At 46.0% G+C, this 11,407-nt stretch carries 8 protein-coding genes; 2 read left to right on the forward strand and 6 right to left on the reverse strand.

The window, feature by feature from the left end; genetic code table 11:
• The first annotated feature begins 44 nt into the window (after nt 1-44).
• Nucleotides 45-752, forward strand: coding sequence for a transglutaminase-like cysteine peptidase (locus Q5L94_RS10325; protein WP_317498325.1), 708 nt, complete (start codon nt 45-47; stop codon nt 750-752).
• Nucleotides 752-2,698, forward strand: a complete 1,947-nt coding sequence (locus Q5L94_RS10330) for a LapD/MoxY N-terminal periplasmic domain-containing protein (RefSeq protein WP_317498326.1) — start codon at nt 752-754, stop codon at nt 2,696-2,698. Before Q5L94_RS10325 ends, Q5L94_RS10330 begins: the two co-directional genes overlap by 1 nt.
• Nucleotides 2,699-2,702: 4 nt before the next feature.
• On the opposite strand, the gene Q5L94_RS10335 is transcribed toward Q5L94_RS10330, so the two are convergent.
• From Q5L94_RS10335 to Q5L94_RS10360, 6 genes are all read right to left on the reverse strand, one after another.
• Entirely contained in the window at nt 2,703-3,059 is a 357-nt protein-coding gene (locus tag Q5L94_RS10335) for a hypothetical protein (protein WP_317498327.1), read from the reverse strand.
• 1 nt (nt 3,060) lies between these two features.
• A complete protein-coding gene (locus tag Q5L94_RS10340) occupies nt 3,061-3,693 on the reverse strand; it encodes a response regulator transcription factor (RefSeq protein WP_317498328.1) in 633 nt (210 codons plus the stop codon).
• 4 nt (nt 3,694-3,697) lie between these two features.
• Nucleotides 3,698-5,119 (reverse strand): HlyD family type I secretion periplasmic adaptor subunit, encoded by a 1,422-nt coding sequence (locus Q5L94_RS10345; protein ID WP_317498329.1) that lies wholly within the window; start codon nt 5,117-5,119, stop codon nt 3,698-3,700.
• Nucleotides 5,112-7,244, reverse strand: a complete 2,133-nt coding sequence (locus tag Q5L94_RS10350) for a type I secretion system permease/ATPase (RefSeq protein ID WP_317498330.1) — start codon at nt 7,242-7,244, stop codon at nt 5,112-5,114. The genes Q5L94_RS10345 and Q5L94_RS10350 overlap by 8 nt, the downstream gene beginning before the upstream one ends.
• Nucleotides 7,237-8,640, reverse strand: a complete 1,404-nt coding sequence (locus Q5L94_RS10355; protein ID WP_317498331.1) for a TolC family outer membrane protein — start codon at nt 8,638-8,640, stop codon at nt 7,237-7,239. Before Q5L94_RS10355 ends, Q5L94_RS10350 begins: the two co-directional genes overlap by 8 nt.
• Before the next feature lie 145 nt (nt 8,641-8,785).
• Nucleotides 8,786-11,407 (reverse strand): type I secretion C-terminal target domain-containing protein (locus Q5L94_RS10360; RefSeq protein WP_317498332.1); only part of this gene is annotated, 2,622 nt, incomplete at its 5' end.

Here is an 11,407-nt window from a genome sequence, read left to right on the forward strand (position 1 = left end):
AACGAGGTCTTTTCGCCCTAGCAGATACCAGATAAGATAACACAATGAAAAGCGCGTCTTTATGGTTACTCGTTGGTTTAATCTTTATTCCTCTATGGCTTAAGGCGGGTGACGCGTGGCAAGTTGATAAAAAGACGTTCAGTCAGGCAATAACCAATTATACACCTGACAATTCCAGCCAAAAAGCAGAACAATGGTTCCGATTGATGGACGAACTGTCCCGCGACTTAAATGCAGATTCTGGCACAGAAGACATCGATGTAATACGAAAGATGAACCGATTCATCCACGATAACGTGAGTTACAAAACTGACGACGTTTTGTATGGCACCCCTGATTACTGGGCTTCTGTCGCCGAAACACTCGGGCAGGGCTTTGGTGACTGTGAAGATTTTGCGATTGCACAATACAGTACGTTAAGAAGCCTGGGCATACCGGATGAAAAATTACGACTCATTTACGTCAAGGCTCAAATAGGCAACTCTTACCGATCAAAAACTCAGGCTCACATGGTTTTAGGGTATTATTCGTCACCAGACGCTGAGCCCCTTATTATTGATAGCTTAATTGAAAAGGTCTTACCGGCGTCAAAACGAAATGACCTTACCCCGGTGTTTAGTTTTAATTCTGCCGGGCTTTGGGCCGGAAGCAGTGAACGCCGCGCAAAATCAAACCCACTTGATAGATTATCACGCTGGCGAGATGTTTTATCTCGTTTAGAGCAAGAAGGTATTTCCTGGAGGAACAATTAATGACACTTAACCGACAGATTTGGTATGTCCTTGTTGCTGTTGTGCTTATTAGCTTTTTTACAAGCTTTATCGTCACCAGTTTGTCAGCAACACGATTTATTGAACAGCAGCTAACAACGGAAAATACCAACAGTGCCAACATGCTCGCGCAAACGCTCAGCAATAACAGTAAAGACCCGGCATTATTAGAACTGACCATTAGCGCGCAGTTTGACACTGGTTTCTATGAGTCGATTAGACTGACCAATACTCAGGGCGACGTTATTGTCGAACGCTCTTTTGACAACAGCAGCACAGGCGAAGTACCCGGCTGGTTCGCCAGTTGGTTCGATCTGGAAGTTCCGGCAGGTGAGGCACTTGTCCAGGATGGCTGGAATCAGTTTGGTATGGTTTCTGTGCAAAGCCAGAAACGCCATGCACTGGAAACGTTATGGTCCAGAGCAATTACTCTATTCGTTATTGCGCTATCAACGGCCGTTTTAGCCGGGCTTTGTGGCCGGGCTTTACTCAGAAATGTGACGCGTCCACTAAACTTAGTGGTTCAGCAGGCTGAAGCTATCGGCCAGGGCCGGTATATAACCAACAAAAAATCACCAAAAACAAAGGACTTAAAAAAACTTGTTCAGGCTATGAATAAAATGTCCGAACAAATTCGCATGCAATTTCAAAAAGAACTGCGCAAGCTGAGCCAGCTGCAAGCGCGTTTATATAAAGACCAGGATACCGGCGTTTACAACCGGTCGTTTGTTTTAGAACGTTTATCTGCGCATTTCGGTGTGCGCGAAGAGCGCCTACCGGCAGTCATGCTCATGCTTCATCTGGATAAGTTAGCCGACTTAAATAAGAGCTTCGGTCGCAAAAACGTTGATAACTATATAAAAGCCATTGCAGATAAGTTATCTGGGCAAGCCGAATCAATAGAGCAGGAGTTATCATGTAAAGTTACCGTGGCTCGCATGAACGCGTCTGACTTCGGGCTGCTTTTTGAAAACGTAGCAGACGTAGAGCAGTTAGAGCGTAAAATTAATGACTGCGTGTCCACGATACAAGTCCATGAAAAGACCCAGCTTGATGCGCAAGCCAATTGGTACGCTTCAGCTGATTTTACCGTTGCGGATGAAACGGTCGGCCAACTGCTCATGCGCCTGGATGAAAAAATCACCAATGCAGAAGCGCGCCCCACTGACAATAACACCGCTCTTATTTTAAGCCATACAAAAAATAGCGCCCCGCTTTTCACGGATAAACAACAGTGGTCTCAAACATTTCAAGATGCACTTGAACACGACAAGGTTCAGCTTAACTTTCGTTCAACCAAGGACAGAAGCGGTAACTTAGTTCACTTGGAAAACAGCTTATGCCTGGAAATTAACGGACATATTCTAAACGGTCATCAATTTATCCCCTGGGCCCAACGCCTTGAGTTTTTGTCTGCTTTAGAGCTAAAAGCGATAGAAAAAGCCATGCTGTTTAGCGCCGAAAATAACAGCGATATTGCAATGAACCTGTCCATCAACTTTTTGCAATCGGTTCCGGCTCGGGCTCAACTAATGAAGTCCATTCAACAATATAAAAAAGCCTGTGACCCGGCCAATCTTTGGTTTGAGCTTAATGAGTTTGAAGTCCACTCTCAGCAAAAACTGTTTGCAGACTTTTGCTTCTCTATGAAACGCATGGGATGCCATGTTGGCTTGCAAGGTTGTACGCACATTTTTGATTACATGTACGACATTGAAACTTTCGGGCTCGACTACTTAAAAGTTGATCGTTCTATTACTCAGGCGATACCACAGAACGCAGGGGAAGTTGAGGACTCTATACCAGCCAAAATGTGTCAACTGGGTCAGTCGCTGGGCATTAAAATGTTTGCAGAGGGTGTGGATAATGAAGCCGACATTGAATCTGTATTGGCCGCAGGCTTTGATGGTTACACCAGCAAAACCTAATGTTTTAATCGGAAGACTTAATATCGATGGTTTCGTCATCAATTGATACTAAATCCGATAAGTCGTTGATAGCGCGGCGCATTGATAAGCGCCGCATCAACTTATTCTGTGCTTCATCGGGCAGCTCGGTGAACTGAATAACACCTTTGTCTGAAAGCAACATAATCAAATCTTCCAGGACTCGAATAATTGACTGGTCAGAAGCTTCAAGCGCCGAGTTTTTCTCGGGAGTCACCATTTGTTGTTGCAGGAAGGCCTGTAACTCGGAGCTGCTATCTTCTGAATACTCATCAAAGCCAGCTTCTTCAGTCAGGCTAAAGGCCACAATACGGTTATGTTCATCGCGTTTTATATAAGGCATCTTATTCACCGGCGTTAAGCGTTTCGCTTTCCTCATTTCTTGCTTTCAAAACCAGCTGCAGGCGATCTTTCACACCTAATTTTCGAAAACTTTTGGTTAAATGCTCTTTCACCGTGCGTTCAGATATGAAAAGGGCATCAGCAATGTTTTGGTTCGTCAGACCCGCAAGCACTTTTTCACAGACTTGTCGCTCGCGATCACTCAGTATAGCAAAGGTTGCCGGAAGCTCTTTTCCATTATTCAGTCTTTTTTGCGACAGCCCCGTTAAATTGGCTAAAAACTGCTCCGGCATCCACAAGCCACCCTGGTGAATAACAGCAGTGATGCGCTCCATAACCGAGGTTGAAGCGGCAAGGCTGGTGTAACCTCTCGCTCCGAGGCTTAGCAACGTCACTAGATCCTCTGTTTCCGGAGCCGAATATAAAACAACGAACTTGCTGTTTTGTTTCGCTAAATAGGCGGCAACCGAAGCCGTACTACTATGTTCTGCCGCTAACCAAAAGGTCAGTTCAGAGAGCTCTTTTTGCGCTGCAAGCTGCTTTAACGCTTCTGCGCTCTCGGTTATATGAACACTACCGGAGAGCTTCTCCCACCGAGGGGAAATAAAGTTATGAGTAAGAAAAACATGTTCCATCAGTTTACCTCTCCGTAAGAGCTTCAGATTTCGCTCTCATCAACGGCTTTAACAGATAATTCAATATCGTTCTTTCGCCCGTTTTTATGTCTACCTGAGCAACCATTCCCGGAATAATCTGGAGCTCTTCCGAAAATTCAGACTTGCTGGTTTTTAAGCGAACGATGTAATAGGTCACGTCGTCGTCGTCTGTCACCGTGTCGGCACTAATGTGAGAAACGGTCGCTTTAGCGCCACCAAACACCGAAAAGTCATAAGACGTGAACTTTATCATCGCCTCCTGCCCCTTCTTAATAAAAGCAATGTCTTTAGGCAGAATGCGCGCCTGAATAATTAACTCGTCGTTTACCGGCACAATATCGACCACCGGCTGCCCTGTCGTCACGACACCACCCACTGTATTCACATGAAGTTTTTGGACAATACCGCCCACCGGTGAGCGAAGTTTACTTTGCTGAACTTTATCGGATAGCCGGGACTTTACGCTCTCAAATGCGGCAAGATCGGCGGAAACCTCAGAAAGCTCACGACGCCATTCGTTAATTTTCTCCAGGCGAACTTCATTCAGTCGGTTTTCCGACTCATCAATTGCGGCTTTTGCCTTTTCAATGGCCGCTAATGTCTGATTAATCTGACCTCTGAACTGCGTTTGGTCGCGCTCCAGCCGAATGATATCCACTTCTGATACAGCCCCCGATTGCTTTAAAGGCCGTGTAACCGCAAGCTCCCTTTCTACCAATGCAAGTGACTCTCTGTATTGCTTTAATGCAGCCTGCAATTCGTTTAAGTCTTCTTTTCTCTGGCGCAGCTGAGCCTCAGCCGACTGAGTGCGGCTTTTTAAAGACTCCAGATTACTCTTGTAGGCAGATATGGTGTCTTTGACCAGCACCGGTGCGTTTTCTGAAAGCAGGTTTGGAAACTCAAGCTCGGCACCATTAACCAAGGCTCTTAAACGCGCATTATCCGCCTGCAAAGCCCACATACGTGACTGGTTCTCATTAAACTCTGAAAAAAACCGGGTTGAATCGAGCTCTACCAGCACATCGCCTTTGCTAACAAGTTGCCCTTCGCTCACATGAATTTTTTCAATCAAACCGCCATCGAAGGTTTCTATGGTCTGCAGTTGGCTCGAGGGGACAACCTTTCCATCCCCTCTGGCTATGGTGGCTACCTCGGCAAAAGCAGCCCAGGTGACTAAAATAAGTACTGAAATAATAACGGTATACAGCAGCCGGGTTGTCTTTATCGGGTTCTGCTGAATTTTGGCCCACTCAGCGTCAACAACCCAGTCTTTACTGCCAGGTACATTTATCCAGCGGCCAAATAACCGATCAATAAGCCCTTTTCCGGCCTCACTTCGGTTACTTATTTTGCCAAGCTTGTCGAACCCTCGCTGCTCGGTTGTACGCTTTTTCGGCTCAGTCACGCTGGCTTCCCCCGACACGACCTTGTTTTAGCGCTTCAAGCACTTGCGCTTTAGGACCATCGGCGACAATTTTGCCACTATCCATGACCACAACACGATCAACCAATTCAAGCATAGTCGTTTTGTGTGTCACCATTAGCAATGTTTTGTCGGCAGTGACTTGCTTTAAATGCGCTTTTATTTTGGCTTCACTGGCATGGTCAAGCATGCCAGTTGGCTCGTCCAGCAATAAAACCGAAGGGTCATTAACCAGTGCCCGCGCAAGAGCGACCGCCTGACGTTGACCGCCTGACAGGTTGCCACCCCGTTCTCCTACCTGCATATTGAAACCATCGGGGTGTTCTTTTACCAGGGAACTCAGACCCATCTCGTTGGTTACTTTAACCAGGTCATTGTCGTCGCGGGTAACGCTGGCTAACAAAATATTGTCACGCAAGGTACCAAACAGCAGCCCGGGTTCCTGTGGAACATAGGCAATATGCCGGCGCACTAAATTCGGGTTTAACTGGTTAATATCCACGTTATCAATTAAAACATGCCCTCTTTCGGCCTGATAAAGGCCTAAAATAAGGCGTGCCAGTGTGCTTTTCCCTGAGCCATTACGCCCCAGGATCGCTACTTTTTCCCCGGCTTTAATTGATAAATTAACGTGACTGAGTACCTCAGTATCCACATCCGGGTAGCGGAACCCGACATTTTTGAATTCGATATGTCCATCAATACGGGCTTTACTGACCGTGTTCGCGTCGTCGTAACGCTCAGTGTCGCGGTCCATGATATTTTCAAGCGACTCCATGGCCGTAGAGCTGTGGTGGTACTGCGACAAAAGCCCTGCAGCCTGGCTGACCGGCGACAACGCTCGTGCGCTTAACAAATACGCGGCTATGAGTGCGCCCTGGCTTATCATCTGTTCTGAAATTAAATAAACACCAATAACAATCACGCTGATAGAAGCCAGTTGCTGCATCCAGCTAGCTGTATTGGTGATAGAAGAGGCCAGTAAACGCATACGTGCCGCGTTGCGGCTGATGAATATCGTGCTCTTTTCCCACTGATTCTGCACCCGATGCTGGGCATTAAAGCTTTTAATGGTCTCCAGCGAGCTTAATGACTCATAGACATTGGCGTTGCGAACCGCGCCCGCCTGCATTCCATGCTCAGACAATTCCTTTAACTTGGCCTGAGAAAACAGCGAATAAAGTAAAACCAATATCGCAGCAATTAACACCGGTATTGCCAGGTAAATATTGATGAGCGATACCACCAACAAAAACAACAATACGAAGGGTATGTCGACCATAGTAACGACACTTAAAGACCCAATAAAGCCGCGAATGCTTTCAAAAGACTGAACGTTTGAAACAAAGGAGCCTGACGCCTGAGGTTTATCTTTCATCTTCATGCCCAGAACACGCTGCATAATGTTACTGGAAATTTTGACGTCGGCCCGGTTGGCCGCTAAATCAATAAACCACACCCGCATTATTTTTAGCACCAACTCAATGGTCAACACTAAAAAGATACCCGTTGCCAACGCAAATAACGACGAGAAAGCCTCATTAGGAACCACCCGGTCATAAACGTTCATAACAAAAATGGGCATAGCTAACGCAAAGGAGTTAATCAGTAACGATGCCAATATAACCGAGCGGTATGTGCCTCTGTTTTCTTTTATGGCGGACCAAAACCAATGGCCATTCTTTCTTTTTATCGTGTCGTCCGCACGCTTATCCATATTAAATTCAGGCCGAACGTAGAATAAGGTGCCACTATACTGTTGCTCTAAATCATCCAGTTTAAGTGTGGTTTCACCATGCTCCAGCTCAGGCTCTACTATTACCGCAGTGTCATCGATAACAGACGTTAAAACACAGGCTTTGTTGTCTTTAAGCAGTAAGATAACCGGCAATAAATTTTTATTAATATTCTTGAGCGAACGCTCATAAACTTTTGCTGAAAGCTGAAAGCGCTTAGCTGAAGTTGCCAGCGATGAAGGAGTTAAATCACCGTCTTGTTGAGCCAACCCTGCCGTGGCGGCATCGAATGAAAACGGTAGCTGATGATAGTTAGCGATAATACTCAGGCAAGTCGCCAATGGGCGCTTGCCTGACTGCGTATTACTCATAATAGGCTGTGGTCACTCGCTTTACGGGACATGCAAAGTCTAAGTTAACTTGTAAATCAGGAACTTCAAAGTCTTTATTTGAGTTTAGTTTGCTTGAATCAATATTTAGAGAATTCAATAATAATCCCATGCTCGCCAGAAGCTTGGCTTTTGCCTGCTCCAAATCGGTTTCGGCTTCAGCAAGAGCAATACTGGCTTCAAAATACTCATTTTCAGAATCCAGCACATCCAGCAGCGACCGCTGGCCTAAATCAAACTGGTCTTTGTAGGCAGTACGTACTTTGCCTGAAGAGAGTTTGTGTTGACGCAACTGAGGAATTCTGTCGTGTAAACTTTCAATTTGATTCATTTCAACTTCAATGGTTTGGTTGATATTACGACAAACTAAATTTCTTTGTTGCTCCGCAGAGTTCACCTGAGAAACCGTACGACGAATCTCAGCGTAATCGCGACCACCGTTTAAAATATTAAATCGTAGCTGCAGGCCAATCTGAGTGTCATTTTGGCGGTTATCAAAACCGTTATCGTCCAATTCAGAATAGCTTTGGCTAGCAACTAGGCTCAGTTTAGGCGAGTATGCACCACGCTTATTTGACGTTAACTGTTTTCTTTCTGCACGTATGTTTCTAAGGGCTGCATGGAGCTCAGGGTTCGTTCTATTCGCCAGGCTCATCGCTTCTTCAGTCCCTGCCGGAAGGAAGGTTTCAGAAACAGCCACGTTGGATGTTTGTTGCGGCGGTAATTCGCCAACAATACGCAGGTAACGGCTGATAACATCATGCAGGTTAGAGCGCTGAGTTTCTAAGTTATTTAACGCCAGTGCCAGACGCCCGTTAATTTGTTCTAAATCAGCGTTTCGGGCGACACCGGCAGATGCACTTTCTTCTATTTGCTCATAAACATCACGATGCTTTTCAACGTTATCGCGCGCCAGTTTTACCAGTTCACGGTTGGTTGCAACGTCAAGGTACGCCTCAAAAGCCGCATAACCAACATTCTCTGCAACTGTTTTTAACTCATAATACCGAACTAATTGAAGTTCTTGAAAACGCTCAATTAAGTTAGATGTCTCAAAACCATCAAATAAAAGCTGCCGATAATCGAGGCTAACGCGGTTACCGCTAAACTCCTCGTTTAACGAATAGTCTCTTTTTGTATAGTTATACGATGTAGAAGCGTCCAACTGAGGGCCGTAAGCGCCCCGAGCTCTGGCCACATCACTGCTAACCGCTCGCATTTCATACCACTGCTTTAAGACTTCCGGGTTGTTTTCTACAGCCTGCATAACCGCTTCTAACACTTTCGTGTCATTCGGTTCTGCTTCCTGAGCGTATACAGCAGATGCAAATAAGCCAGCAAGCAGGCAGCCAGACAGTCGTCTAACCAATAGTTTCACGAGATTCTCCTAATAGAAGCTAATACAATTGTAACAATTTATTTTCGAAAGATTATAACACTTACTATTAGACTAGAAAATAGACGAGCTAGAGTCCTAACCAATTTAAGTCAGGATCTAGCCCGTTTGTACTAGGTCATAAGAACTACTCTAAGCCAGACGACTTATTAATTTGATGTAAATCAATGGAAGCTCCTTCGCTGCTGCTTTGTGTTGAAGCAGAGCTGCCATTGTCTATCAACAATTGACCATCGTTTAACATTTGTTGAATAAAGTCGCTCGATGACTGGCCATCCGCCATTTGCACGTCCTGAAGTGTCACCACCTGGTCAACGTTATCAGTGCCGCTAGGGTTACCCTCAGAGTTAATGTGCAACACGGTATTACCGTTACCATCGTCTTCGGCGTATAGGTAGTTATCAATAGCATCTGCACTCTCACCTTGCAGTAAGTCCGAAAGATCTAAGCGATCCGCATCCTCATCACTGGAGAAGTTACCTAAAGTGAAGTCCTGAATGGTATCAGCCTCAGGAATATTCACGGTTCCTTCGTCGTCAGCTTTCCAGACGAAGGTATCGTTACCGCCACCGCCGGTGAGGTCGTCGCTACCAGCCCCTCCGTGAAGCAGGTCATCTCCGCTGCTACCTGTCAGGTTATCATTGGCTTTACTGCCTATTTGATATTGCGTTTCATCGGTAGTGACGTTCCCTTGCGTATCAGTGGCTATCACCGTCAGCTCTCCCTGGCTGTCAGTTTCGGCACTCAATAAAGTACTCCATTGTCCGGAAGCATTGGCGGTTGCGCTGCCAACCGTTTGTTCCGAAGAGTCCAGAACTTCTACCTCCGCACCAGGCTCTGCAAAACCCGAAACCTCAAACTGACGAACACCGACAGTGCTGCTAGTTTTATCATTTGTGAAATAGTAGGAATTGTTACTAATGCCTTCACTATCAATGACTAAGGTTGTTGATTGACCATTGATTTCCCCGCTGAATACAACAATATCTGTATCGGAACCCAGCTCACTAACCTCATCAGAACGTGTAACAATGGCCTGCATTGATTGAGAAGTTCCATTATTTTGTTCCCACATTAACTGATAAGTATCACCCACCTGAAGAAGTCCGGCTTCGTAACTGCCGTCCATGGAGGTAATTGACAGATTCTTACTTTGATTCGGCTTCAGCAAAACAGTTTGTTCGCTATCAGTACCTACACCAAACTGACCTTTACCTAAGCCTCCCCAAACAGCATCAATAGCATCGACGCCAGACTCGGTTGTGGCAGAGATACTGTCGATACTAACGCTAGCTGAGGCCAACGCTGGCTCAATTCCAAAGCTGCCCGTTGCGGTGTCTCCGTCACCATCTGTCACCTGATAAGCAAAGTTAATGGCACCATTAGGATCTTGTAAGTTTTGATACTGGCGGAATTCCCATTGACCTGTCTGCGGTGTGAGAAGCACTTCAAAGGCTACCTCGTTGCTCCCTTCAACACGTCCAATTAAGCGGTTGCTGCCATCTAATTCAGCGGTAATCAACTGTCCTTCTGCGTTGTAAAGGTCGCTATCAAACGAAGTCAGGCTCATTGCTCCCAAACCATCAGCACCGGCGTCATAATCCAGTTGCCCCTCTGCGCTGGCAATTGCCTGTGCATCGGACGCTCCTTTAAAGGTTATTGATTTAACCGTTAGATCACTATTATCTTGACTACTACGGTTTCTATTATCAGTCGCTTCAATGGTGATTTGGTCAAACCCACCTTCTTGAATATCAAAGTATGCAGCGAAATCACCACTACTCTTATCGGAGGTAAAGTGTTTTTCTGCTATGGGCTCACCATCCCTGTAAAAACGAGCAACACCGGTTTCAACCTCCTCGCCGCCGTACATTTTTGAAAACTCAATTTTTGCGCCATAGGCTACTTTGTCGCCTAAATCGAAAATTAACTGCTCAGAAACACCTTTATCATTGTCGTCCGTAATACGATATTCAATCTCGTTTTCTAAGCGATGTCCATGCTCGTCGAGAGACTCGCCGCTATAGCCACTATCAACTCCAATACCGACAGAGGATAAGTTTACTTCATCCTTTTCAAGCTCAGTGTTGTAGTTATTTGCAAACCCTTTTGCAGTAACTGTCACACCATCTACTTCTAAACGAGAACGAGAACCTGAACCGCTATCGGTGAAAGAAACCTCACCCAGTAAGACATCCGGTATATTTTCCAGTTCTACTGGTATAGCAGACACGGCATCTGTCGTAGGCACATCATCTGTAACGCTGACACTTACTGTTTCTGTCACCTCGTTGTATCCATCATTTACCACGACTTCAATTGGCACCGACAGACTATCTGCAGATTCAGAATCAGAATGATCCAGAGTTCCCTGCAAAGTGACCTCATAAGACCATTCATTACTGCTACCAGTTGGCGACTGCAGTGCTACTGTCAACACCGGCTGGTTAATGTCCCCAGTGTGACCAATCAATGTGCCAGACGCTTCATTCCAACTCCATTGCACAGGCTCACCTTGTGACATCAATCCATCGTTACCTTGCAGTGAAACCGTCATATTGTCGCTTCCACCCGACACGGTAAAGGCGCCCTCGCCAAATGCGTTACCGTCCGTTAAAGCTGCCTCTAATAAAGAGACAGTCTCGCCCATATCGATGGTGGGGCCAGTGCGCAGCACGGCGCTGTCGCTGCCTTCTGCCGAGGTGTTGCCGAACTGGTCTTCCAGCACCGCTGTCACCTCGAGGGTTTC

The organism is Idiomarina sp. Sol25, assembly GCF_033052775.1.
Lineage (GTDB): Bacteria > Pseudomonadota > Gammaproteobacteria > Enterobacterales > Alteromonadaceae > Idiomarina.